This window comes from Arthrobacter sp. 18067 (genome assembly GCF_902706295.1).
Classification (GTDB): Bacteria; Actinomycetota; Actinomycetes; order Actinomycetales; family Micrococcaceae; genus Arthrobacter.
This window is the reverse complement of sequence record NZ_CACSJJ010000020.1, coordinates 22,684-47,245: the sequence shown is the minus strand read 5'-3', so window position 1 is coordinate 47,245 and position 24,562 is coordinate 22,684. Positions and strand designations below refer to the sequence as shown.

At 62.5% G+C, this 24,562-nt stretch carries 25 protein-coding genes; 19 read left to right on the top strand and 6 right to left on the bottom strand.

Translation table 11 applies throughout. The features are described 5' to 3' along the window. Positions 1-39 precede the first annotated feature (39 nt). Complete coding sequence (locus tag GVL04_RS18640) at positions 40-1,344, top strand: MFS transporter (RefSeq protein WP_159707281.1); 1,305 nt, start codon at positions 40-42, stop codon at positions 1,342-1,344. 83 nt (positions 1,345-1,427) lie between these two features. On the opposite strand, the gene GVL04_RS18635 is transcribed toward GVL04_RS18640, so the two are convergent. Beyond that, a complete protein-coding gene (locus tag GVL04_RS18635) occupies positions 1,428-1,826 on the bottom strand; it encodes a DUF1844 domain-containing protein (RefSeq protein ID WP_159707279.1) in 399 nt (132 codons plus the stop codon). Positions 1,827-2,177: 351 nt separating this feature from the next. Here GVL04_RS18635 and infC point away from each other — a divergent pair, with 351 nt between their 5' ends. From infC to GVL04_RS18610, 5 genes are all read left to right on the top strand, one after another. Next, the gene (infC, locus tag GVL04_RS18630; RefSeq protein WP_159707416.1) at positions 2,178-3,287 is read left to right on the top strand and encodes a translation initiation factor IF-3; all 1,110 of its coding nucleotides are present in this window, start codon (positions 2,178-2,180) and stop codon (positions 3,285-3,287) included. Positions 3,288-3,404: 117 nt separating this feature from the next. Next, positions 3,405-3,599, top strand: coding sequence for a 50S ribosomal protein L35 (gene rpmI, locus GVL04_RS18625; RefSeq protein ID WP_011774324.1), 195 nt, complete (start codon positions 3,405-3,407; stop codon positions 3,597-3,599). Positions 3,600-3,718: 119 nt separating this feature from the next. Continuing rightward, a complete protein-coding gene (gene rplT / locus GVL04_RS18620; RefSeq protein ID WP_026547339.1) occupies positions 3,719-4,393 on the top strand; it encodes a 50S ribosomal protein L20 in 675 nt (224 codons plus the stop codon). A 26-nt stretch (positions 4,394-4,419) separates the two neighbouring features. Beyond that, the gene (locus tag GVL04_RS18615) at positions 4,420-5,331 is read left to right on the top strand and encodes an RNA methyltransferase (protein ID WP_159707277.1); all 912 of its coding nucleotides are present in this window, start codon (positions 4,420-4,422) and stop codon (positions 5,329-5,331) included. Between the two features lie 100 nt (positions 5,332-5,431). Next, a complete protein-coding gene (locus GVL04_RS18610) occupies positions 5,432-6,358 on the top strand; it encodes a cation diffusion facilitator family transporter (RefSeq protein WP_159707275.1) in 927 nt (308 codons plus the stop codon). 94 nt (positions 6,359-6,452) lie between these two features. Here the strand turns inward: GVL04_RS18610 and GVL04_RS18605 are convergent, their stop codons facing one another. Beyond that, complete coding sequence (locus GVL04_RS18605) at positions 6,453-7,661, bottom strand: MFS transporter (protein WP_159707273.1); 1,209 nt, start codon at positions 7,659-7,661, stop codon at positions 6,453-6,455. 135 nt (positions 7,662-7,796) lie between these two features. Between GVL04_RS18605 and GVL04_RS18600 the strand changes: the two genes are divergently transcribed. From GVL04_RS18600 to GVL04_RS18585, 4 genes are all read left to right on the top strand, one after another. After that, a complete protein-coding gene (locus tag GVL04_RS18600) occupies positions 7,797-8,231 on the top strand; it encodes a (deoxy)nucleoside triphosphate pyrophosphohydrolase (protein WP_159707271.1) in 435 nt (144 codons plus the stop codon). Positions 8,232-8,401: 170 nt separating this feature from the next. Next, a complete protein-coding gene (locus GVL04_RS18595) occupies positions 8,402-9,382 on the top strand; it encodes a methionine ABC transporter ATP-binding protein (RefSeq protein ID WP_159707269.1) in 981 nt (326 codons plus the stop codon). Then, positions 9,379-10,080: a methionine ABC transporter permease gene (locus GVL04_RS18590; RefSeq protein WP_159707267.1), complete on the top strand. Its 702-nt coding sequence runs from the start codon at positions 9,379-9,381 to the stop codon at positions 10,078-10,080. Before GVL04_RS18595 ends, GVL04_RS18590 begins: the two co-directional genes overlap by 4 nt. Positions 10,081-10,139: 59 nt before the next feature. Further along, positions 10,140-10,946 carry a MetQ/NlpA family ABC transporter substrate-binding protein gene (locus tag GVL04_RS18585; protein WP_159707265.1) on the top strand — a complete coding sequence of 269 codons (807 nt, stop codon included), beginning with the start codon at positions 10,140-10,142 and terminating at the stop codon, positions 10,944-10,946. Positions 10,947-11,074: 128 nt separating this feature from the next. Here GVL04_RS18585 and GVL04_RS18580 read toward each other — a convergent pair whose 3' ends face one another. Next, a complete protein-coding gene (locus GVL04_RS18580; RefSeq protein ID WP_159707263.1) occupies positions 11,075-12,166 on the bottom strand; it encodes an Rv2578c family radical SAM protein in 1,092 nt (363 codons plus the stop codon). A gap of 92 nt (positions 12,167-12,258) precedes the next feature. Between GVL04_RS18580 and pcp the strand changes: the two genes are divergently transcribed. After that, on the top strand, positions 12,259-12,900 hold the full coding sequence (gene pcp / locus GVL04_RS18575) for a pyroglutamyl-peptidase I (protein ID WP_159707261.1): 642 nt from the start codon (positions 12,259-12,261) through the stop codon (positions 12,898-12,900). Here pcp and GVL04_RS18570 read toward each other — a convergent pair. Both GVL04_RS18570 and GVL04_RS18565 read right to left on the bottom strand, forming a co-directional pair. Beyond that, positions 12,897-13,526 (bottom strand): SIMPL domain-containing protein, encoded by a 630-nt coding sequence (locus GVL04_RS18570; RefSeq protein WP_159707259.1) that lies wholly within the window; start codon positions 13,524-13,526, stop codon positions 12,897-12,899. The genes pcp and GVL04_RS18570 overlap by 4 nt on opposite strands. Next, positions 13,523-13,972 (bottom strand): hypothetical protein, encoded by a 450-nt coding sequence (locus GVL04_RS18565; protein WP_159707257.1) that lies wholly within the window; start codon positions 13,970-13,972, stop codon positions 13,523-13,525. Before GVL04_RS18565 ends, GVL04_RS18570 begins: the two co-directional genes overlap by 4 nt. Before the next feature lie 103 nt (positions 13,973-14,075). Here GVL04_RS18565 and GVL04_RS18560 point away from each other — a divergent pair, with 103 nt between their 5' ends. The 8 genes from GVL04_RS18560 to GVL04_RS18525 all read left to right on the top strand — a co-directional run bounded on the left by GVL04_RS18560 (position 14,076) and on the right by GVL04_RS18525 (position 23,213). Then, positions 14,076-15,008 carry a hypothetical protein gene (locus GVL04_RS18560; RefSeq protein ID WP_159707255.1) on the top strand — a complete coding sequence of 311 codons (933 nt, stop codon included), beginning with the start codon at positions 14,076-14,078 and terminating at the stop codon, positions 15,006-15,008. A 182-nt stretch (positions 15,009-15,190) separates the two neighbouring features. Further along, on the top strand, positions 15,191-16,252 hold the full coding sequence (gene pheS / locus GVL04_RS18555; protein ID WP_159707253.1) for a phenylalanine--tRNA ligase subunit alpha: 1,062 nt from the start codon (positions 15,191-15,193) through the stop codon (positions 16,250-16,252). 2 nt (positions 16,253-16,254) lie between these two features. Then, entirely contained in the window at positions 16,255-18,798 is a 2,544-nt protein-coding gene (pheT, locus tag GVL04_RS18550; RefSeq protein ID WP_159707251.1) for a phenylalanine--tRNA ligase subunit beta, read from the top strand. Between the two features lie 183 nt (positions 18,799-18,981). Further along, on the top strand, positions 18,982-19,848 hold the full coding sequence (locus GVL04_RS18545) for a serine protease (protein WP_159707249.1): 867 nt from the start codon (positions 18,982-18,984) through the stop codon (positions 19,846-19,848). A gap of 205 nt (positions 19,849-20,053) precedes the next feature. Beyond that, positions 20,054-21,079, top strand: coding sequence for an AraC family transcriptional regulator (locus GVL04_RS18540; protein WP_159707247.1), 1,026 nt, complete (start codon positions 20,054-20,056; stop codon positions 21,077-21,079). 150 nt (positions 21,080-21,229) lie between these two features. Next, positions 21,230-21,676, top strand: a complete 447-nt coding sequence (locus GVL04_RS18535; RefSeq protein ID WP_159707245.1) for a nuclear transport factor 2 family protein — start codon at positions 21,230-21,232, stop codon at positions 21,674-21,676. Beyond that, positions 21,673-22,416: an alpha/beta fold hydrolase gene (locus GVL04_RS18530; protein WP_159707243.1), complete on the top strand. Its 744-nt coding sequence runs from the start codon at positions 21,673-21,675 to the stop codon at positions 22,414-22,416. The genes GVL04_RS18535 and GVL04_RS18530 overlap by 4 nt, the downstream gene beginning before the upstream one ends. A gap of 170 nt (positions 22,417-22,586) precedes the next feature. Continuing rightward, the gene (locus GVL04_RS18525; protein WP_235036349.1) at positions 22,587-23,213 is read left to right on the top strand and encodes a 4'-phosphopantetheinyl transferase superfamily protein; all 627 of its coding nucleotides are present in this window, start codon (positions 22,587-22,589) and stop codon (positions 23,211-23,213) included. On the opposite strand, the gene GVL04_RS18520 is transcribed toward GVL04_RS18525, so the two are convergent. Continuing rightward, a complete protein-coding gene (locus GVL04_RS18520) occupies positions 23,210-24,553 on the bottom strand; it encodes a M1 family metallopeptidase (protein ID WP_159707239.1) in 1,344 nt (447 codons plus the stop codon). The two genes, GVL04_RS18525 and GVL04_RS18520, sit on opposite strands and share 4 nt — an antisense overlap. Positions 24,554-24,562 lie beyond the last annotated feature (9 nt).

Here is a 24,562-nt window from a genome sequence, read left to right as displayed (position 1 = left end):
TTCCCCGGGCTGCCCCGGGGGAACAAGAGGATTTAGCCAGTGAACTTCGCTCTCTACAAAGAGATGCTGTCCATCCGCCCTGTCCGGCGCCTGTTGGTGGTAGGCATGATCGCCCGCATCCCGCATTCCGCGGCTGGTGTCCTCCTTACGCTGCACATCGTTTTGACCCTGGACCAGGGCTACGCTGCCGCTGGTGCAGCGGCGGCTGTGATGACGATCGGCATCGCCCTGGGCGCGCCGTGGCGTGGTCGGCGGGTGGACATGGTGGGCCTGCGGAAGGCACTGATCCCGTCGGTCGTCTCTGAAACCGTGATCTGGTCCATCGTTCCGCACGTCTCCTATGAGTGGCTGCTGCCGCTGGTCTTCGTTGGCGGGCTCTTCACCCTGCCGATTTTCAGTGTTGTGCGTCAGTCGTTGGGCGTCATGGTGGAGGGGGAGCAGCGCCGTTCGGCGTTCGCCCTCGATTCCATCGCAACGGAACTCGTCTTCATGATTGGCCCGGCTGTTGGTGCGATCGTTGCCACGAGTGGTTTCTCTGCGATCGGCCTTACTGCGGTGGGTATTTCGGTCTCCGTGGCAGGGCTGTTCCTGATGTGGTTCAACCCGCCCACGCGAAGCGAAGCGGCCTGCACGCCGCAGGAGTCCGCTGAGCGGGCTGCGGCAGACCTGGATGCGGCTGAAGCGGCGATGGTGGCTTCCGCGCCGGCCCATGTCCAGGAGGCAGCCTCGGAGATGGCCTCGACTACCTCGCGCGGTGCAGCCATTCGAAGCCGCGTTGCGAGGAATTTCACCTGGTTCACAGTCTCCGTGGCCGCGCTCTTCGCGGTGGCGGCGGGATCCGGCATGGTGCTCAGTGGTTCGGACGTGAGCATCGTCGGGCTGCTGGAGCGGGGTGGGCACGAAAATGAAATTGGCATCGTGTTCTTCTTCTGGTGTGCCGCGTCCGTGGTGGGCGGGCTCATCTACGGATCCATGAAGCGCTCCATCTCGCCCATGCTGCTGCTGTTGGGCATGGCCGCGCTGACTATCCCCATGGGGTTTGCCCAGGACACCTGGACCTTGGCTTTCCTGTCGCTTCTGCCGGGCCTGTTGTGCGCGCCTGTCTTGTCTGCGTCGTCGGAGAAGGTGGCTGACCTCGTCGACGAGGAACGCCGTGGCGAAGCCATGGGCTGGTATGGCTCGGCGCTGACGGCCGGCGTCGCGCTGGGCGCCCCGCTGGCCGGCGTCTTCATCGATACCGTGGGACCTTCCGCCGGCTTTGCAGCCATCGGTTCAGCGGGCGTCGTGCTGTGCATCGCGGGCCTGGTCCTGATGTCCTTGCGTCGGCGGGCTGCCCGCGTCTGAAACGGTAGGAGCTGTTAAACGCACGACGGCGGGTCGACCACATGTGGTCGACCCGCCGTCGTTGAATCTTGCGGCAGCTGCGCTTAGTTCACTGGACCGGTGAACTTTTCGCCCGGGCCCTTTCCCGGTGCGTCCGGAATGAGCGAGGCTTCGCGGAAGGCGAGCTGCAGGGAGCGGAGGCCGTCACGCAACGGACCGGCGTGCTGGGAGCCGATCTCCGGGGCAGCGGCGGAGACCAGGCCGGCAAGCGCCGTGATCAGTTTGCGGGCTTCGTCGAGGTCCTTGAGGTCCTCAGCATTGGGATCATCCGCCAGCCCCACCTTCACGGCAGCAGCGCTCATCAGGTGAACGGCTCCGGTGGTGATGACTTCCACGGCGGGAACTTCAGCGATGTCACGGATCTGCTGGGAAACCCCGGTCTCGGCGGCAGGAGAGGCGTCTTCGCTGTAGGAGTTGCGGGGATTGCTGTCTTCAGTGCTCATACTGGTAAGCTTGTCACAGACCGACTGGAAGTCGTTATTCACGGCCAACATCAGCAGTAATGCTCCCGCCGCGTGCAATGTGCGCTTGGCGGGTTGTTTCTGTAGAATTGTCTTTCAGTTTGCAAGCGGAGTTCTCTCCCACCCGCGTCAGCCGTTTCCCTTCAGGGACGTGATCCCTTCCGGGACAAGAGGTTGCCGGGTACCTGGTCGGACACTTGGGTGGCACAGCCACGCAGAGTGAGTACTTCCCGTAAGGGGAGTGCAGCCGACCTTCGAGGCCTTCGATTGCACCAGCAATTGGGGGCCTTCTCTATTTGCCGGTGAAATTACCACAACCACAGGAGCTTTAACATTAGCGAGCCAAGAATCAATGAGCGTATCCGCGTCCCCGAGGTGCGGTTGGTCGGCCCTGCCGGCGAACAGGTAGGAATTGTCCGCATCGAGGACGCCCTGCGTCTTGCTGCCGAATCCGATCTCGATCTCGTTGAAGTTGCCCCGCAGGCTAAGCCTCCTGTTTGCAAGTTGATGGACTTCGGCAAGTACAAGTACGAGGCCGCAGTCAAGGCCCGTGAAGCCCGCAAGAACCAGACCAACACGGTTCTCAAGGAAATTCGCTTCCGCCTGAAGATTGACAAGCATGACTACGAAACCAAGCGCGGCCACGCACTTCGCTTCCTCGGCGCCGGTGACAAGGTCAAGGCCATGATCCAGTTCCGCGGCCGTGAGCAGCAGCGTCCCGAGATGGGCATCCGCCTGCTCCAGAAGTTTGCTGAAGACGTTGCCGAAGTAGGCATTGTCGAGTCCAGCCCGCGCATCGATGGCCGCAACATGGTCATGGTGATTGGTCCGTTGAAGAACAAGGCTGAAGCGAAGGCTGAAGCCCGCCGTGCGGCCCAGCGAGCCGAAGCCAAGGCCCAGAATGAAGCCAAGGCATCGGGTCGGGTGGACACCACTGGTGACCAGGCTCCCTTGACGCAGACCCTGGGTGACCTTCTTCCGGCTGGCCTGCTGGCTGGCGAAGAAGAGAGCACGCAGGAAACTGTGGAGGCTCCCGAGGTTGAAGCTGCCGTAGCTGTTGAGGCTCCGGCTGTTGAAGAAGCCCCGGCAGCTGAAGAGACAGTGGCGGTCGAAGAGGCTGCTGTTGCAGAAGAAGCTCCGGCGCCTGTCGTCGAAGAAGCTCCTGTTGTCGAAGAAGCACCCGTAGTCAAGGAAGCTCCGGCTCCCAAGGCTGCACCGGCCAAGGCCCCGGCTGCTCCCAAGGCCGCGCCGGCCAAGGCTGCTGAGGCCCCGGCTGCCAAGGTTGCACCGGCCGAGACTCCGAAGCCTGTGGTTCCGGCAACTCCGAAGCCCGCAGTTCCTGCGGCTCCGAGGCCCGTAGCCAAGCCGGCAGCTCCTAAGCCGGCAGCCAGGCCCGCGGCCCCCAAGGCCGCGCCGAAGCCTGCATCACGCAAGACCAACTAGTTCAACGCCGCGGAGGCCCCGCCTCCACCGGCAAGCAACCAGCACGCCGGCCCTCGTAGGCCGGCTGCGCGAAAGAATCGCGGACTCGTCCGTGGATACGTAAGGAGATCGGTTCCCATGCCGAAGATGAAGACCCACAGCGGTGCTAAGAAGCGCTTCAAGCTGACCGGTACCGGCAAGCTGAAGCGCCAGCAGGCCAACCGCCGTCACTACCTGGAGCACAAGTCCTCCAGGCTGACCCGTCGCCTCGCCGGCGACAAGCTCGTCTTCAAGGGCGATGCCAAGGTCATCAAGAAGATGCTCGGCGTCTAAGTTCCAAGTTCTTTGGTTACTGCCATCCGGCAGTGACCGACTACACCAAAAGCCTTCTCAGGCCGGCCGGGTTTCCGGCAGTAGCAGCTTGGGATAAAGATTTCTGAAGGAGTACGCACGTGGCACGTGTGAAGCGGGCGGTAAACGCCCACAAGAAGCGCCGGGTTGTCCTCGAACGCGCCAAGGGTTACCGCGGTCAGCGTTCGCGCCTGTACCGCAAGGCCAAAGAGCAGCTGCTGCACTCGTTTGTGTACAGCTACGGCGACCGCCGCAAGAAGAAGGGTGACTTCCGTCGCCTCTGGATCCAGCGCATCAACGCTGCATCCCGCGCCAACGGCCTCACCTACAACCGTCTCATCCAGGGCCTGAAGGCCGCTGAGGTTGAGGTTGACCGCCGCATGCTGGCAGAGCTGGCTGTCTCTGACGCCAACGCTTTCGCCGCTCTGGTGAACGTTGCCAAGGCTGCACTGCCGGCTGACACGTCCGCTCCGGCCGCCAAGGCCGAGGCTGCTCCGAAGGCTGCAAAGGTTGCTCCGGCCGCTGCTACGGCAACGGCTGTCAAGGCTGTCGTTTCCGAGAAGCCGGCAATCGACGGCGCAGTTGCTGCTGATGGCGACGAGGCTCCGGAAGGCTACGCCATCAAGGGCAACGCCGAGTCCAAGAAGTACCACGTTCCGGGTTCCACCTGGTACAACACCACCGCTGCTGAATACTGGTTCTCCACGGTTGAGGCTGCAAAGGCTGCCGGTTTCGAGCCGGCCGGCGGCGAAGCCCGCCAGCAGATCAAGAACTAGTCGCAACTGCCACTAAAGTTCTTTATATGAACGAAACCGGGCGCCCGCAAGACTTTCCGATGACCAACCCCCGAGCTGATCGGGTGAGGGACGTCGCCAAGCTTGCCGGGCGCCCGGCGCGTTTAAAGCGCGGACGCTTCCTGGCGGAGGGTCCGCAGGCGGTACGCGAGGCGTTGGGCCTGCACCGTGAGCGCACCGCGGCGGGTGGCCCCGCCGTCGTGCATGAAGTTATTGCGAGCGAGGCGTGCCTTGACCGTCTTCCCGAACTTGCCGACCTCGCGCAGGGAACGCCGCTCCGGCTGGCGAGCGACGAAGTCCTGGCCGCCATGGCGGACACGGTCAATCCGCAGGGGATTGTGGCCGTGTGCAGTTTTGTGGACGTGAGCCTGGAGTCAGTGCTTGACGCCGGTCCGCGGCTGATCGCGGTGATGTGCCAGGTACGGGACCCCGGCAATGCCGGCACGGTCCTGCGCGCAGCTGATGCTGCAGGAGCCGATGCGGTGGTACTGACGGGTTCGAGCGTAGACATCTACAACCCCAAGGCAGTTCGTTCCACCGCTGGATCCCTCTTCCACCTCCCGGTCGTACTTGGAGTTGATGTCGAGGACTTGGTGGAGCGCTGCAGGGTGCGCGGTATCGGCGTTCTGGCCGCGGACGGTTATGGGACCGTCAACCTGGACAAGCTCCAGGACGAGAATGCGGCCCGGAGGCTCGGAAATGATTCCGTGGCCTCTGAGTACGCGCTGGAGGCGCCTACAGCGTGGCTGTTCGGCAACGAGGCGCAGGGTTTGTCCGACGCCGAATTGGCGCTTGCCGACCACAGGGTCGCCGTTCCTGTTTATGGGGCGGCTGAGAGCCTGAACCTGGGCACGGCAGCCACTGTGTGCCTCTACGCCAGTGCACGTTCCCAGCAGGGCCCCAGAGTGGGGAATGCGTAAACAGCGCGTCGCCGGGTACGGTATTGCTTGCAAGATCAGACGATGACGACTCTTCTTGGCCAATTCCAAACTTTCCCAAACCCGAAGAGGTGAAGCTTTCGTGGCTGCAGGTGGCGGTACCAAAGCGATTGTGGCGGCCCTCGCCGCCAACTTGACCATCGCTGTATTGAAGTTCGTAGCTTTCTTCCTGACAGCGTCATCGTCCATGCTGGCTGAAGCCATCCACTCCGTGGCCGACTCCGGCAACCAGATCCTGCTGCTGGTTGGCGGCAAGCGCGCCAAGCGGGCCGCCAGCCCGGAGCACCCGTTCGGCTATGGCCGTGAGCGTTACATCTATGCGTTCATCGTGTCGATCGTGCTGTTCAGCGTTGGTGGCCTGTTCGCCCTGTATGAGGCCTGGGAAAAGTTCCAGCACCCGCACGGCATTGAGGGCGATTTCTGGTGGGTGCCCTTGGCCGTACTGGTAGGCGCCATTATCGCGGAATCGTTCTCATTCCGTACTGCGATCATCGAGTCGAACCATATTCGCGGTAAGCAGTCGTGGGTGAAGTTTGTACGCAACGCAAAGCAGCCTGAACTTCCGGTGATCCTCTTGGAAGACTTCGGTGCTCTCCTCGGCCTGGTGTTTGCCCTCTTCGGCGTCAGCATGACCCTGGTCACCGGCAACGGCGTCTGGGATGCCCTGGGTACCGCCATGATCGGCCTCCTCCTGGTTGCCATCGCCGTGGTCCTTGCGCTTGAGACCAAGTCGCTGCTGCTGGGGGAGTCCGCAACCAGGGAGGACGTCCAGCGTATTACGGAGGCCCTGGAGGCCGACGGCACCCGGATCATCCACCTCAAGACCCTGCACCTGGGGCCGGAGGAACTGCTGGTGGCTGCAAAGATCTCAATGGAGGCTTCCGAAACGGGCGAGGAGATCGCCCAGGGAATTGACGACGCCGAGCAGCGGATCCGCGCAGCTGTTCCGATAGCGCGGGTCATCTACCTCGAACCGGACATTGAGCGGGTGCAGGCCCCGCAGGTTTAGGCTGGCATCGCTGAAGAATTAACGCAGATGGGCTCCGCTTTCGCGGAGCCCATCTGCGGTTAACGATTGGTTCCTGTCGCTGCTGATGTCCTGATCAGGTGGCAAGTGGTCGTTTGCGTTCCAGCAGGCCGCTCAGCAGGGCCACGCCAAGGCCCAGGATGGCCAGTACCGCGCCCACGAGGGCAGGAGCCACATAGCCCCAGCCCCAGGCAATGACAGTGCCACCCAGGAAGGCGCCGAGGGCGTTGGCGATGTTAAGGGCTGAGTGGTTCAGCGAAGACGCCAGGGAGGCGGCACCCGGGGCAGCATCCAAGAGGCGGGTTTGCAACGCTGGGGTCAGCATCGAGCCGACTCCTCCAACAACGAAGGCCATGATGAAAGCGGCCCAAGCCCAATGCGCGGCTATGGCGTAGACCACCAGAGCGACTGCGATTCCCGGCATGACCCAGTAGATGGTGCCCATGACGGACTTGTCGGCGATGCGCCCGCCGATGATGTTGCCCACCACCATGCCGAGTCCGTACAGGGCCACCACGGCAGGGATGAGGCTTTCAGGGATGCCCGCCACGGACGTCATGGTGTGGGCGATGTAGGTGTAGACGGCAAAGAACCCGCCGAATCCGATGATGCCGATCAGCAGTGCCAACCACACCTGAAGCCGTTTGAGGGCGCCAAGTTCACGCCGGATGCTGGCATCCGGGTGGGCTGCCTGGAAGGGAACGAACTTCCACACCAGGGCAACGGTCAGCAGCCCGATGGCACCGACAATGATGAAGAGCAGCCGCCACCCAAAAGTCTGCCCAACCCAGGTGGCCAAGGGCACGCCAATGACGTTGGACACGGTGAGGCCTGCCATCACCATGGAGATCGCCCAACCCCGCTTGGTTGGAGCCACAAGGCCGGCCGCGATCACGGCTGCCACCCCGAAGAAGGCTCCGTGCGGAAGTCCTGATGCGAAGCGGGAGAGCAGCATGAAGCCGTAATCGGGCGCGATGAAGGACGTCAGGTTGGCCAGCGAAAGGAACAGCATGAGACCCAACGCAAGGTGCTTCTTGGGGAGCTTCGCCCCGAAAGCGGCGAAGATCGGCGCGCCGATAACCACTCCGAGGGCGTAGGCCGAGATGAGGTTTCCGGCCTCCGGGGTGCTGATGCCGAGCCCGTCCTCGATTTCCTTCAGCAAGCCCATCATCGCGAACTCGGTGGTACCAATGGCAAACCCACCCATGGCCAAGGCCAGGATGGCCAGGCCAAGGTGGCGCTTTCCTGTTGTGGCGGTGGCGGGTGGGGACACGGTGGTAGTCATAAGCCTGCTTCTTGAGGGTGCCTTGTGAGCTAGGGGAATGCGGAGAAAATCCGATAACAAGTTTAGTCCTCCGGCTTGTAATTGGCGTCTCAGTGTGACGATGCCCATCAATCCGGGCGCCAATAGACTGTTGAGGTGACTGCATTGATAAATGTCGTGGGCGCTGCTGTCGTCGACTCCTTGGAAGCCCCCACGCGCCTATTGGCTGCGCGCCGTTCAGCACCGCCCCAGTTTGCCGGTATGTGGGAATTCCCTGGCGGCAAGGTGGAAGCCGGGGAGACAGCCGAGGCGGCCCTGCACCGCGAACTCGCCGAAGAATTGGGTATCGAGGTCCGGCTGGGACCTGAGCTGGAGTCAGGCCAGCCAGACGGGTGGGCCCTTAATGACCGGGCATCCATGCGTGTTTGGTTCGCCGAACTCACGGCCGGTGACCCCGCTCCGTTGGAAGACCACGACGAACTGCGATGGGTATCAGTGGCTGACTGTGATGAAGCTCTCAGCCTGCCCTGGATTCCGGCGGACTTCCCGATTGTCCGGGCTTTGTTGGAACGGGTAGTCGCGCCTGCATAAGAGCGGCACCATTCGATGAATTAAGTGGCGCTGACGCAGCAGTTTGAGTGTATTAGTTCGAATTTGAGAGCTTCATACCGTCCTTGCGAAAATCTCCTACGGCGTACGGCCTGAAAACCGTGCCCCGCCGTGCGGCCATGCCCGGCGTGGAAACCAGGGCAAGGAGCCTCATGATTTCGGTTGACCGAATCAGCAAGCGCTACGGCTCAGGGGAAAGTTCAGTCGTCGCTTTGGATGACGTCTCGCTGACTGTTGCGAAAGGCGAGATCTATGGGGTGGTTGGCCAGAGTGGAGCCGGCAAGAGCACCCTGATCAGGACCGTCAACTCCCTTGAAAAGCCGGACTCCGGCACGGTAACTGTCGACGGGCAGAACATCAGCCTGTTGCAAGGGGCCCGCTTGCGGGCGGCGCGCCACAACATCGGCATGATCTTCCAGCACTTCAACCTGTTGAGCAGCCGCACGGTCCAGGCAAACGTTGAACTGTCCCTGGAAATAGCGGGCGTCGAGCGGAGTGCCCGCCGTGTAAGGGTTGCCGAGATCCTGGAATTGGTTGGCTTGCACGGGAAAGCAAATGCGTACCCGGCCCAGCTCTCGGGTGGCCAAAAACAACGCGTCGGGATCGCCCGTGCCTTGGCGTCGAACCCCTCGGTCCTGCTGAGCGATGAAGCTACGTCGGCATTGGACCCGGAGACCACCCAACAAATTCTCGACCTGATCCGCAATCTCAGCAAGGAACTGGGCCTGACTGTCCTGCTGATTACCCATGAGATGGACGTGGTGAAGCGCATCTGTGACTCTGCGGCCGTGATGAGCCAAGGCCGTATCCTCGAGCAGGGGACCGTGGAGTCACTTCTTACCACCGAGAAGTCCCTCCTTGGCCAGGCTCTGTTCCCGCTCGGGGAGATTCCCGACACCGCCAATACAGTCGTGGAGATCACCTTCAATGGTGTCACCGCCGATCGGCCCGTCATTGCCCAGCTTGCCCGCACGCATGGAATTGACGTCGGCATCCTGGGCGCTGCCTTGGAGACGATCCATGGACATCAGGCCGGCAGGACCCGACTGGAGCTTCCGGGCACTGCGGAGGTCACAGACCGTGCCATTGCCGACCTACGCAGCCAAGGACTCTTCGTGGAGGTCGTCAAGTGATCGATCGTAATGACCCCTCCTTCTGGTCCGACCTGTTCGAAACCATCCTGAAGGGCGCAGGCGAGACCTTCTACACGGTGGGATTCAGCTTGCTGTTGACAGTGATCTTCGGCCTTGCGGCCGGAGTGCTGCTCGTGGCCACGGAGACCGGCGGCCTGTTGGCCAAGCCCTTCGGCAGCCGCGCCCTGGGCCTGGTGATCAACCGGGCTCTGGACCTCTTGGTGAACATTGGCAGGTCCATCCCGTTCATCATCCTCATGATTCTGCTCATCCCCTTCACGCGAATGCTCGTGGGTTCGTTCATTGGTGCCACGGCCGCAATCGTGCCGCTGACCATCGCCGGCATTCCATTCTTTGCCAGGCTTGTTGAGATCGGTATCCGTGAGGTTCCCGTGGGGCTCGTTGAGGCAGCAGAATCACTCGGCGCCAACCGGTGGACCATTCTTACCAAGGTGCTGGTCGCCGAAGCCGTTCCGGCCATCACCTTGGGGCTCTCCACCACGATCGTCGGGCTCATCGGCTATTCCGCCATGGTTGGCGCGGTAGGCGGTGGCGGCTTGGGTGATGTCGCGTTCCGTTACGGCTACCAGCGCTACAGCCCCGAATACATGTTCGCCGTGGTGATCCTGCTGATTCTCCTGGTCCAGGTCTTCCAGTCCCTGGGCAACATCGCGTCCCGGCGTCTGTCCCACCGCTAACACCCCAGCACCCCTCCGCGGGACCATCCGCGGACCTCTCCCAAACCGAAAGAGTCACCATGATCCGTAGCACCGTCTTCAAAGCCGCAGCAGTCGGCATTGCCGCAGCGCTTGCCCTGACAGCTTGCGGCGGCGCATCCTCCAGCTCCACAGCAGCCGACACCATCAAGGTTGGCGCGCTGGCGGTCCCCGCCGGAGACATGCTCAAGCACGTGTCCAAGGAACTGGCCGCGAAAGAAGGCCTGACCGTCGAGTACAAGGAGTTCAGTGACTACAACACTCCGAACGCTGCCCTGACTGATGGCGATATCGATGCCAACCTGTTCCAGAACACCACGTTCATGGAGACCTACAACAAGGCATCGGGTAAGAACCTCGTGAGTGTGGGCAAGGTGTACCTGCCGCCGATGGCGCTCTACTCCAACAACGTGTCCAAGCTGGAAGATTTGAAGGACGGTGCTTCGATTGCCATCCCGAATGATCCCACCAACGAGGGCAGGGCCCTCCTGCTCCTCGCTTCCAAGGGCCTGATTGACGTCACCGAAAAGCCAATCACGCTCAAGGACATCACGGCCAACCCGAAGAACATCCAGTTCACTGAAATCGAGAACGCCAGTTTGCCGCAGGCCCTCAACGATAAAGATGCGGCCATCGTGACGCTCGCCTTCGCGCTTCCGGCCGGTTTGAGCTCCGACAAGCAGATCCTGGTAGAAGGTAACGACAGCCCGTTCTACAACGTCTTGGCGGTCCGCGAGGAGGAGAAGGATGATCCCCGCGTGCAAAAGCTCTTCAAGATCCTGACCTCGCAGGAGATGAAGGACTACATCGACACCGAGTTCAAGGGGCTCGTGGTTCCGGCTTCCTAAGAGTCAAAGGACCCGCGGCCACATGGCCAAAGGGGCCACATGACAAAGGAGGGACTGCCCGACGGCGGTCCCTCCTTTTCTTGTCCGGGTTCTTTTTGGCCCGGGTCGACTCTGCGCGGCCGCGGCCGTCAGAAGAGAGGCTGCTGACCGGGGAGGGGAGCACCGCCAACCGCAGGGGCCGCTGCGGACGCCTGGGCAGGGCGGGCATTGCGGTGACTGAATCCTGAGGTCCTGGTGTAGCCGTACTTCGCTTTGAAGTAAGTGATCCGCCCGGTCAGCCAGGTGCTGTATTCCTTGGAGACATAGGAGCCTTTGCCGTACAGGCGGCGGTACTTGCCGACGAGTTCGGGGTGCTGGGCTGCCAGCCACTGCATGTACCACTCCCGCGTCCCTGGCTTCAGGTACAGCGCTCCAGCGGTGACGCCCGTAGCGCCGGCTTTCGCAAGTTCGCTGAACAACGAATCAAGGGCCTCATCCGAGTCTGTCAGCCACGGCAGGATGGGCATCGCCATGACGCCGCATCCGAGTCCGGCATCCCGGAGGCGGGCAATGAGTTTGAGCCGGGCTCTTGGGGACGGCGTGCCTGGTTCTACGAGTTCGGCAAGGTCTTCGTTGGTCATGGCCAGCGAGATTCCAAGGTCCACAGGGACCACGGTCGCGGCGTGCTTGAGCAAGGGAATGTCCCGTGCCAGAAGGGTTCCCTTGGTCAGGATGGAGAACGGGGTTCCGGAATCGGCCAGTGCACGGATGATTCCGGGCATGAGCCCGTAGCGGCCTTCGGCCCGTTGGTACGGGTCGGTATTGGTTCCCAGCGCCACCTGATGGCGCTCCCAAGAGGGCTTGGCGAGTTCCTTGCGGAGTACTTCGGCGGCGTTGATCTTGACCACCACTTGTGAATCGAAGTCGCGGCCGGCGTCGAACTCCAGGTAAGTGTGGCTCTTGCGTGCGAAGCAGTAGACGCAGGCATGGCTGCAGCCGCGGTACGGATTTACCGTCCATTCGAAAGGCATGGTGGAACCCGAAGGCACCTTGTTGAGCACTGACTTTGCGGTGACCTCATGGAAGGTGACTCCGGAGAATTCGGGTGTCGAGATGGAACGCACAAGCCCGGACAGCGGCAACAGGGCGTCCGTGGCCGGGGCAGGGCCGGGAGCCAAATTGCTGCTGGTTCCGGACGCCGGTCCACGCGTTGGTGAAAGTGCTTGTGCGTCCCATCTCATGAACTCCATTCGAATGTATGTTCGAATGAATGTCAAGGACCCCATCGGTGGATTGCCGAAGCATGCAGTCGGGCGTTGCTAAGGTTGGGCCCATGATTCTGCTGACTGGGTTTGAACCGTTCGGGAATGAGGACATTAATCCGTCCTGGCTGGCCGCCCGCCGGGCACGGGAGATTCTCAGGGCTGAAGGCCTCGACGTCGAAGCCATGGAGTTGCCGTGCGTCTTTGGTGAGTCGGCCAATGCCCTCGGCGAGGCCATAGCCACCTTGAACCCGGAGCTTGTGATGTGCGTGGGCTTGGCGGGTGGCCGTTCACGGATATCCCTGGAACGTGTGGCCATCAACTGCGATGACGCGCGGATCCCAGACAACAAGGGCCGGAAGCCTGTGGACGCCGAGGTGGTCCCAGGTGGCCCGGCAGCGTACTTCTCAACCTTGCCCATTAAGGCTGCACTGCGGGACCTCCAGATCGCGGGAATCAAGGCCGAGGTCTCGCAGTCTGCCGGAACGTACGTGTGCAACCACATCTTCTACGCCTTGATGCATCTTCTGGCCTCCCGGCCATCGGTTCGCGGCGGGTTCGTGCACGTTCCGTACCTTCCAGAGCAGGTGTCAGCGGAAGGCGATACGCCGTCCATGCCCTTGGAGTCCGTGGCGGAGGGTCTCGCCGTTGTCGTCCGAACAGCCCTACGGACCCAGGCCGACGCCAAGTTGAGTGCCGGCGCCCTCCACTAGAGAAGTTCCCATTCCACGGTGACGCTGGCCGATACGGAGGACTCTCCTGCCTCAACAGGCAGGGCTTCAGCGGAAAAGGACGCCCTGACCATCCCGCCCAGGGGGATGGGGGCGCCATGTACCGGCTCCTGGGAAATGGACTTCACCTGCCCCAGTCGCGCAGAGGCCAGGGACGCGTACTGTTCGGCCCGCGCCAGTGCGTCCTGCCATGCCGCTTCCTGAGCCTGTGCCGTAACCGAAGTTGCATCGGCGAAGCCTTGCTCGATGCTGTTGATCCTGATGTCATCTCCACCGGCCGCAACTGCGGCGGCAATGGCCGCCGGAGCATCCGCATGAGAACGAATGCCCACGTGCAGGGTGGTGGAGGCCACATAGGCCGTCACCTTTTGGCCCTGCCCTTCCACCCAGACCAGATCGGCGCGAAGGTTCAGGCCGCTGGTCCGCAGGTCGATGTCGGTGACGCCCGCCGATCGCAAACTGGCAGCGACGGCGGCGGCCGCCTTTCCGGCGTCGTCGTAGGCTTTCGCCGCCGTGTCCCGGCGCGTCTCCACACCGAGCATCAACGTGACCAGGTCCGGAACGGCCTTGGCGCTCGCAGTCCCGGTAACAGTGATGGTTCGTTTCATGAGGCCTCGATTCCGTTGCCGGCAGGTCGGTCCTGCCGATGGTGGTCAGTGTCAATGTATCCGCCCGCCGCGAGCCCCGCCTGGCGCTCAAAGAAATTGCCCGACGCCGGATTGCCGCTTCGGAGCATCGACCAGCCGGCGGCGACGCCATAGAGGGCAAGGAACGGCAAGCCCAGGCAGTACGCGTATTGAGTGCTGTGGCGTTCCTCGTGCCCCAGCAGTACAGCGTTGCTGCCTGCTACCCCGTGGGGTGCGCGGTGGATCACGACGTTCCCCAGCGTGAAAGCTCCTGCATGGGGGAGCTTCCAGTCGTACCCGGCGGCGATCAGGAGTCCGCGGGGCCCTCGCGACACCGTAGTACGGGCGGCGGTGGCCACACCGAGCCCCAGCAGGGTGGACAGGTTCAGGGCGTTTGCGACCTGCCGTAGGCGTTGCGCGGGAGTCATGAAGCAATGCTAGACCCGTCGCGTATGGCACGGCGCGGGCGGCGACGATACGCTGATCGGGCACCCGCCGGTGCAGGGGAATCAATATGGGGGAAGAGGATCAATGAACGCGAAACGCGCCTTGGGCGTCGTCGGTGTCCTGCTTGCGGTGATGGTGGCACTGACCGGTTGCGTCAAGCTCAACATGTCCGTGAAGGTCAACAATGAAAAGAGCGTGGATTACGAGGTTGTCTACGCCATCCAAAAATCCGTGCTGGGCGAGAAGTCCTTCGACGAATTCATGGAATCCAACGGCAGTGGCAGCCAGCAGATGGATGTCCCCGATGGTGCCACGGTGGTGGACTACGAAGACGAAAAATACAAGGGCAAGCGAATCACCGCCGCCAACCTGGACCCGGCCAAGCTCGCTGAGTCTTCCAGCTCGGAGAACCCCTTCGAGCTGAAGAAGGAGGGGGACTTCTACGTCCTCTCCATGGGTGGGGTGACCGGCGCCGACAGCAGCGACCCCCAGGCGTCCAGCATGGCAAAGTCCATGTTCGACGAAGCCTCCGTCAAGTTCACGTTCCCGGGCAAGGTGGTGGAGGCGAAGGGTGCCACGGTGGATGGCAACACGGCAACGTTCGACATGCTCTCCATCAACGAGACGGTGGTCCAAGCCAAAGCTGAAGCCAACGCGGGCGTGCCGATGTGGATCATCTGGACGCTGGTGGCTTTGCTGGTGATCGCCGCAGCATTGGTGCTGCTGTTCGTGCTGTTGCGCAGGAAGTCCGCGCAACCGGCGCTCGCAGGGGCAGCGCCATATGGACAGCCGGGCTATGCACCCCAGCCCGGACAGGAAGGTTACCAGCAGCCCGTCCAGCAGGATTCGTACCCCCAGCAGCCCGTTCAGGCACCCCAGCAAAATTGGGCCGGGCAGGGCTACACGCCGGGCGCGCCGCCAGCGCAAGGACCGCAGCAGCCCCAGCAGCCCGGTCAGAATCACGACGACGGCCAGTCGCCACCGCCGCCAGCGGCACCACCCGCTACGGGCGCCTAGGCACCAAGGGGATCGCCGCCGTCGAAAATTTCACATAGCGGGACGCGTTCCGGTGGGTTAAATCCCGTCCGTGACGTTCAACTAGACTGAAGGGTAGTGCCCGCCGTCCGCGGCGAGCACTGCCCTTTCGTTTTGCAGGCCTGCCTTGCCGGCCGCTCCCTACTCGTAGCTAAGAACAGTAGATGACTGACACTTTGCCAGGCGCTGCCATCCCGAATCCGCTGGATGAAGCCGCCATCAACGCCGCCGTCGAGGACGCCATTGCCGCTATTTCGGCCGCATCCTCCCTCGAAGAACTCAAGGCTGTCCGCCTCGCCCACACCGGCGAGAAGTCGCCGCTGAGCCTGGCCAACCGTGAAATCGGTGGGCTCGCCAAGGAGCACAAGGCTGCGGCCGGCAAGCTCATGGGATCCTCCCGTGGCCGGGTCAACCAGGCGCTCGCAGCCCGCACCGAGGTTCTCGAGGCCGAGAACGACGCCCGCATCCTGGTGGAAGAAACCGTGGATGTGACGGCCGCACCGCGTCGTCGCCGTGCAGGTGCACGCCACCCGCTGTCTACTTTGCAGGACCGGGTCTCGGACATCTTTGTTGGCATGGGCTGGGAAATTGCCGAAGGGCCCGAAGTTGAGTCCGAGTGGTTCAACTTCGACGCTTTGAACTTCAAGCCGGACCACCCGGCCCGCGAAATGCAGGACACGTTCTTCGTGGAGCCCCCCGAAGCGCACCTGCTCATGCGTACCCACACCTCGCCCGTGCAGGTCCGCTCCATGCTGGAACGCGAAGTTCCCATTTACGTGCTGTGCCCCGGCAAGGTGTTCCGCACTGATGAACTCGATGCCACGCACACTCCTGTCTTCCACCAGTTCGAGGGACTGGCGATCGACAAGGACCTGAGCATGGCGGATCTCCGCGGCACGCTGGAGCACTTCGCCCGGCAGATGTTCGGCGACGAAGCCTCCATCCGCCTGCGCCCCAACTACTTCCCGTTCACGGAGCCTTCCGCCGAACTGGACATCTGGCACCCGGGTGCCAAGGGTGGTCCGCGCTGGATCGAGTGGGGTGGCTGCGGCATGGTCAACCCCAACGTCCTCCGGGCAGCCGGTATCGATCCGGACATCTATTCAGGTTTTGCCTTCGGTATGGGCATTGAGCGCACGCTCATGTTCCGCAACGAGGTCGGCGATATGCGCGACATGATCGAAGGCGACGTACGTTTCAGCGAGCACTTCGGGATGGAGATCTAACAGTGCGTATCCCACTTTCCTGGCTGCGTGAATTCGCGCAGGTTCCGGTCGATGCAACGGCCGAAGACGTCATGGCGGACCTGGTCAAGGTTGGCTTTGAAGAAGAAGAAGTCCACCGTCCCACAGACGAACTGACGGGTCCTGTTGTGGTTGGCCAGGTTCTGAGCCTGGTCAAGGAACCGCAGACCAACGGCAAGACCACCAACTGGTGCCAGGTCCGCGTGGTCCCTGAAGGCCAGGAGCAGACGCTCACCGGCGAGGGCATTGATCCTTCCGGCGTGCAAGGCATCATCTGCGGTGCCCACAACTTTGTTGAGGGCGACAAAGTAGTTGTCACCCTGCCTGGTGCCGTCCTGCCCGGAAACTTCCAGATCTCGGCACGCAAGACCTACGGTCACCTGTCCGCCGGCATGATTGCTTCCGTCCGCGAACTGGGCATTGGCGACGACCACGATGGCATCCTGGTCCTCTCCCGCATCGGGCTCGACCCCGAGATCGGCACTGACGCGATGGAACTCCTGGGTCTCTACGACCAGGCAGCCGAAATCAACGTCACACCGGACCGCGGGTACGCGTTCTCCATCCGTGGTGTTGCCCGCGAGTACGCCCACGCTACCGGAACCTCGTTCGTGGATCCGGCGTCGAAGGTCAGCGCACCGGCCTCCCTTCAAGGCGGATACGGCGTCAAGCTTAACGACGACGCCCCCATCTACGGCAAGCCCGGCTGCGACCGTTTCGTGGCCCGCACAGTCCGTGGCGTGGATGCCTCGCGTCCCACGCCGCCGTGGATGTCCGCCCGCCTTCGCCTGGCCGGAGTTCGCTCCATCTCACTGCCGGTGGATATCTCCAACTACGTGATGCTGGAGCTCGGCCAGCCGAACCACTGCTACGACCTCGACAAGCTTTCGGGCGACATCGTGGTCCGTCGGGCAGTGGCTGGGGAGAAGATCACCACCCTTGATGACAAGGTGCGCACGCTCGACGTCGAGGACCTGCTGATCACCGATGACTCGGGTGCTATCGGCATTGCCGGCGTGATGGGCGGTGCCCACACTGAGGTGTCGGACTCCACCACGAACATCCTGGTGGAAGCCGCGCACTTCGATGAAGTGTCGATTGCCCGCTCCCGTCGCCGCCACAAGCTGCCGTCCGAGGCTTCCAAGCGCTTCGAGCGCGGGGTGGACTGGCATGTCGCCAACGTTGCCGCCCAGCGTGTGGTGGATCTCTTGGTGGAGCTCGCCGGTGGTACGGCAGATGAGGCCGGGACCGACGTCGGAACCGCTCCTGACGCGGTCACCATCGAATTGCCGGCAGAGTTCGCCGCCGCCCGTATCGGCATCGATTTCACCGAAGAGCAGATCACCACGTCCCTCGTGGACCTTGGCGCAACTGTTGAAAAGACACCTTCGGGTTACGTTGTGGCGGCTCCGAGCTGGCGCAATGACCTCGAAACCAAGGAAGACCTCTCCGAGGAAATCGCGCGTCTGGTCGGCTACGACAACATCCCTTCGACCCTTCCGGTGGCGCCTCCAGGCCGTGGGCTCAGCCGTAGCCAGCAGCAGAAGCGCCGGGTTGTCCAGGCCTTGGCTGATGCCGGCCTTACCGAGGTGCTGTCCTACCCGTTCGTCTCCAAGGCAGCCAACGACACCTTCGGTGTTGCTGCTGAAGGTGCGGCTCGTCCGGCGCTCAAGCTGGCGAACCCCATCAGTGAGGAACAAGGATTCCTCCGTACGTCGATCCTGCCAGGCCTCATTGAGGTTGCCCGCCGCAACCACTCGCGCGGCTTCCGTGACCTGGCTGTGTACGAAGCCGGTTCGGTCTTCCTTCCGGGCGAGACGCTGGGCACGGATTCCATTCCGCCGCTGGGCGTGAAGCCCTCCGATGAGGTTCTTGATGGACTGTACGACGGCGTCCCTCACCAGCCGCTGCACATCGCCGCTGTCCTGACAGGGCATGATTCCCCGGCTGCTGCGACGCACACTCCTCGGGCATGGGACTGGGCTGATGCTCTGGATGTCGCCCGCCTGATGGCCGACGTCCTGGGTGTCGAGCTGGTTGTCAGTCAAGGCAACCACCAAGCGTTCCACCCTGGCCGTGCCGCGCAGCTCGCGCTGCGCAACGGCGACGTCGTCGGCTACGCCGGAGAGCTTCACCCCAAGCTCCTGGCTGCGCACGACATGCCGGCACGCTCCGTGGCACTTGAGGTCAACGTGGAAGCCTTGTTCGAAGCTGCTGCCGACGTGATTGTGGCCAAGCACATCTCCGGGTTCCCCGTAGCGACGCAGGACGTTGCCTTGGTTGTCCCGCAGGACGTGCCGGCGGACCAGGTCCTCTCGGCACTGCGTGAAGGTGCCGGCGAACTCCTCGAAGACGTTGCGTTGTTCGATGTCTACGCGGGTCCCGGCATCGACGAAGGCAAGAAATCGCTGGCCTTCGGCCTCCGATTCCGTGCCGACGACCGCACCTTGACGGCGGATGAGGCTTCTGAAGCCCGCGCTTCTGCTGTTGCTGTTGCGGCCGAGCGCTTCGGAGCAGTCCAGCGCTAAGCGCCCTGTTCGAGTAAATCCCCGGGACCTGATGGTTCCGGGGATTTTCTTTTTATTGAGATTGAGCTCCCAGCATCTTGACAGACTATTCACATCTGTATGACAGTTTTGTCATGCACATGTGAAGCATGTGTATCACATCCCTCGCACGGTTCATTGAGAGCCGTCCCTTGAAAGGTACCCATGAAGAAGCAGAACGTTGCTTTGCTTGTCGGGGCTGCAGTTATGGCTTTGACGTCCTCGCTTGGTGGAGCCGCAACAGCGTCAGAGCCGACGCCGCAAGTAGCCGCCGCCGAGGTCCAGCCTGTATCGCACACAGTGGACCCGTCGCAGACGTCCGGTTCCGCCGCGTCAGCATTGGCAGACAGATACATGATTGCCGCACCGTCCAAGAATGGCGGCGCCTCCACGGACTCAGTCATCGGCGCGGATGGTCGCGTCCGCATCACTAACACCACAGCTGCACCCAACCGCTCCATCGTGCAGATTGAATTCAACGGCGGCTACATCTGCTCCGGTGCCCTGATTTCCGATGACACCGTGCTGACTGCTGGGCACTGCGTGCACGAGGGCGGCACAGGATCGACAGCTGACTACTCCTGGGGCGTCAAAGTGGCTCCGGGGCGCAATGGATCAACTGATCCCTACGGTACGTGCGGCGCCACGCAACTGCTGACGGACCAGCGCTGGATCGACTCGGCGAACACCAACGCCGACTGGGGCGTCATCAAACTCGACTGCACCATCGGCAACACCACAGGCTGGCTTAACTACACCGGTACGACCGCGAGCCTGAATGGCACCAGCACAACGGTCCGCGGCTACCCGGGGGACAAAGCGTTCGGCACGATGTGGTCCATGACCGGGCCCATTGAGAGCACGACCACCGAGAAGGTCTACTACAAGATGGACACCTTTGGCGGCCAGAGTGGAGCTCCGGTTTACAACAGCTCCAACTCCATTGTGGCCATCCACACCAACGGCGGCAGCTCCAACTCGGGCACCCGGATCACGCCCACATTGGCTAACTACCTGACGTCGGTGAAATAGCCCGGCTGAGTTAATCCACCCACAGTGTTCCTCGCAGCGTGATTGTGGCTGCGGGGAACACTGCCGTCTGAGGCGAGCGACGGAGGCTCACGCCTGGCTGGTAGGAAAGCGATTCGCGCTTGCTTTGGCCAGCGATGCAAGCGGCCCGCTGAGTGGTGCTCTGTACGGAGACCGGCGTTATCCTAGGTGGGGAGGCGGTGCGGCCATGTCAATCGACGACGTTGCTGAGGTAGTGCGCGGGCATGGCACCTCGCTGCTCCGTGCATCACGGGACATTGAGGCAGTTGTCGAGGCATGCACCACAGCCCTTAGGCCGCACCTGCTGGCGGTTTCTGATCCGCACAGCAGCCTTGCGGTACGCCTCGATTTCCTGCCCAATGACGCACTCGGATTGAGTCGTCTTTACTACGGGGCAGATGTCTCGATTTCGGCAAAATCACCTGAGCAAGACGACTTCATTATCGCCTTGCCTGTGGCTGGGCGGGCGCGCTTCTCCTACGGTAAGTCGGCTGCCAATCTTCGGCCCGGAACGATGGCTGTGGTCGGACCGTACCGAGGATTTACCCTCGAGGTCGGAAGGGACTTCGACCAGTTGCTGGTCCGGCTGGATCGTAGGCGGGTTGAGCTGGCCGCGGCCGCATTGCTTGGAACTGCTGATGCGGCGCCCGTTCATTTCGGTCTGGCAGGTCAGCTTAGTCCCACTCTGGTAGGAGTTCTCCACGCGGCGATCCAGATCTCGAGTGACCCCATGCTTAGCCGTCCTTCGCGGCTGGCTTACAAGGTCGAGGACCTGCTCACCGAAGCCTTGTTGCTGGGTTACCCAAGTAACCTGAGTCAGCGTCTGGCCGGAGCCGCCGGGCCGCAGCCGCCCCATCACGTTGCTCTTGCAATGGAGTACATGTATGGGAACCTGTCGGAACCGTTCCCGCTTTCGGTCGTCGCGGCGTACTGCGGTGTCAGTTTGCGGAGCTTGCAGCTCGGGTTCCGTCGTGAAGTCGGGATGTCGCCGGGGGAATGGCTCCGCGGCCAGCGACTGGAGCGAGCGTATTCGAAGCTGTCCTTCGCCGATCGAGCGGAGACCACTGTCGCGGCGGTCGCCTTTGCCTGTGGGTTCGCACATCTGGGCGATTTCGCTGCAAGGTTCAAGAGCAGATTTGGTGAGTCCCCGTCTGTAGTCCTTCGCACCCCTCGAAGTCAGCCGATCGGCGCACGCGCTTCGCAATCCTGCTAGGCGGGCTTCGCGTTTGCGGTAGAAGGACACTCCTGGCCTAAGCAGACTTAGAAGGACAGGGATGGTTCAGTACCGACCCGATCGGCCAATGGAGTTCGATCACGCCGATGGCTGAATGTCACGCCCCAATCACTCACTAAGGAGATCCCCATGCCGCTTTCCGTCGAAGACAAGCTAACCATCGTGGAGCTATCAAATGCTCAAATGCGCTCGCTCGACAACCATGACATAGATGCCTGGCTGGAAGCCTGGATTCCGGACGGGAAATTCATCGCCACCTACGGAACCTTCGCCGGCCACAGGGCAATCCGAGAATTCATCGAGGGTCATATCGCGGCCGGAAAGGAAGATGGCGCCCGCCACCTGATGACCAACTACGTAGTTGAGGGCGACGGTGATACTGCCGCGGTCACCTGTGCCGTTACGAAGCTACAGGTCGATGAGCCCCCGTTCATCATCGCCTCTGGCACCTACCACGATGTGGTCGTGCGCACGCAAAAGGGCTGGCGTTTCGAGTCTCGTCGACTCGACATCGACCGGGGCGTCTTCGCCCGGGCGGAGCTGCAAACGGCGGCAGTGAACGGAGTCGGCAAGTGACTGAACTTAGAACCGAACGCTGGGGAACATCTGGACCGCGTGTGGTGATGGTCCATGGCAGCCTCAGCTCCGCCGCCACGGCGTTCGCCGAGCAAAAGGTGTTGGCCGACCGTTTCCAAATTATCGCACCGTACCGGCGAGGGTACAGCCCGAGTCCTGGGGTAGAACGTATAGACCCTGACCGAGACGCCGTGGAGATTGTCGAACTGCTGGGTGAAGGCGCCCACTTGGTCGGAACCTCAATGGGTGGGGTGGTGGCTATGCGGGCCGCCGCGCTTGCTCCCGAGAAGATCCTTTCACTCACGGTGATCGAGCCGCCTGCAATGCCTAACGGAGCCGGACGCCCAAGGGCCGACCAGCTCGCGGAGGCCTTGCGTGCGTATTTTGCAGGGACAGAATGCAATGATCTTGAAGCTTTTGCTGCAGGATTCCTGGACGTACTGGGAATCGATATGCAGCTGCCGTCGCCGCTGCCGCCAGCCATGGAGGAAGCCATTCGCAACCTGACCACGGAGCGCCCCTGGGAGACTGGGGCTCCTGCGCATATTCTGGCCGGAACGCCCTTCCCCAAATTGGTAGTCACCGGCGGAGGAACTCCCGGCTTTGAGGAAGTTGCTGACGCTCTTGCAGAGACGCTCCCGGCCAAGCGTGTCCTCTTCGATGGCAGTCCCCATGCGGTGCAACGGATCGGCCAGCGTTTCAACGACGAGCTAACTGCCCACCTCGAGTCAGCCTCCTAACCCGTGGTGAGGTGCTGCGGTCCGTGACGCGACCACAGCACCTCACCTCCACACTGCCGGGTACACCGTGAACCACCCTGAACTTGCTAGCGTTGGCAGAAGAACTGTGCCACTCCGCTTCAGCTTTTCGAGGGCCACAAAACTGCGAGGGGGTCGTGATGGATAGCCCGGTGTTTGAGCTGCGGAAGCTCCACGTCATCCCCAATCCCGGCACCCGCCTTCAGTTGCTCGGAAAACCCGCTTTGGAACGCGCTCTCCGCTTCGCCAACCCTGCAGACCGCGAGGACTTCATCGCTGGCCGCGGGGCCTTGCAGCACTTCGCCGCCTCGCTGCTCGACGTGGATCCTGCCCGGCTCGTCCCTGACTATCACTGCCCGCAGTGCGGCCCCGGCCAGGACCACGGCCGCCCTGGGTTCATGCTCGACGGCGGCCCCGCGCCTCTGCTGCTCAGCGCATCACGGGCGTCGGGCTGGGTGCTGCTGGCCGGCGTCGTGCGCCCTACGGATGGCCTCCGACTGGGAGTGGACCTCGAAGCGATCAGCGGAGTCGGCTTTGACGGCTTTGAGGACGTCGCGCTGACCGAAACCGAGAAGTTTTTTCTCGACACGGTGCCGGTCAATCAGCGGGCGGAACAGCGGGCGCGGTTGTGGTCGCGCAAGGAAGCCTGGCTAAAGATGACCGGCGAGGGCCTGCGGCGTAACCCGGCTGAGCTGGACGTTCTGGACTTGCCGGGCCTGCGGGATGTCACCGATGAGGAACTGCCAGACGGGTTTGTCGCAGCCTTGGCCCTCGGCTAACGCACGGAAGGCAGCGCCGGCAACGCAGCCTCGTAGAGCCACGGCCGGAGGACCGAGCCAGCATCAAGGCCCGGAATGAATGCGTCGGCAGCTTCAATGAATGACCCCGTCGACACCGAACCGTGGCGATTCACGGCCGTCCAGTGCTGAAGGAATCCAAAGAAGGCCTCGTCTCCTGCTGCCATCCGCACCGCATGAACGGCCAGCGCACCGCGCTTGTAGACACGGTCATCGAACATCAACTCCGGCCCGGGGTCGCCGACCATCAAGTCTTGCTGCCCGGCGTCGAGCCTCTTCCAAGCGGCCGTAGCGCGGGCAGCGACCGTCATCGTCCGGGATTCCTCGGACCACAACCACTCCGCGTAGCAGGCGAATCCTTCATGCAGCCAGATGTCTTTCCAGCTGCTGACGGTCAGCGAGTTCCCAAACCACTGGTGGGAAAGCTCGTGGGCGATCAGGCGCTGCGCATCCCAGGAGTCGCGCATATGGTTTCGGCCGAAAATTGAGACTGTCTGGGCTTCCAGCGGGATTTCCAGTTCGTCTTCGGTAACCACCGAGGTGTAGTCGGTGAACGGGTAGGGGCCGAAGCAGTCCTCGAAGGTCCGCATCATATCCGGCTGGCGTCGCAGGCCTTGAAGAGCATCCACTGCCATTTCGGGGGTGACTGCGACGAACTGCGGCACTCGGTGATGGGTGTCGTCCACCTGCAGGGGAACCTTGGCGTACCGGCCGATCTGTACTGTCGCGAGGTAAGTGGCCATGGGTTCTGTCTGTTCGTAGACCCACGTCTCCCGGCTCGACTTGCGGGAGTGGGACACCAACTTGCCGTTGCACACAGGGCGGTAATTGTCGTCTGTGGTGACGGAAATGAGGAAGCTGGACTTGTAGCGGGGATGGTCATTGCAGGGGAACCATGAGGCCGCGCCGTTGGGCTGGCCGGCGACCAATACGCCGTCGTTCAGTTCTTCCCAGCCGACATCGCCCCAGAGGCCGCGGCGGGGCTGGGGGTTGCCGTCGTAGCGGATCTCCAACGAGAACTGCTGGCCGGGCTTCAGCGGGGACGCGGGGGTCAATACCAGGTGTTCTGCCCTGTGGTTGAACTTCTGGAGCTTCTTGCCGTCCAGCTGAACTTTGCTCGCCCGCAGGCCCACCAAGTCAAGGACAACCTGCGCCAGAGGTTCCAATGCCGTGCATCGCAGGACCGCCTTGCCGACCAGCCTGTTGCTGCCCAGCCGGACGTCGAGGTCCAACTCGTACCTGTCCACGCGGTAGCTGGTGCTGCCGTGGTCCAGGGTGTAGGGGTCCGCTTCGGTCATGGGGGTGGTGATTGGTACGGTCATGATCCGTCC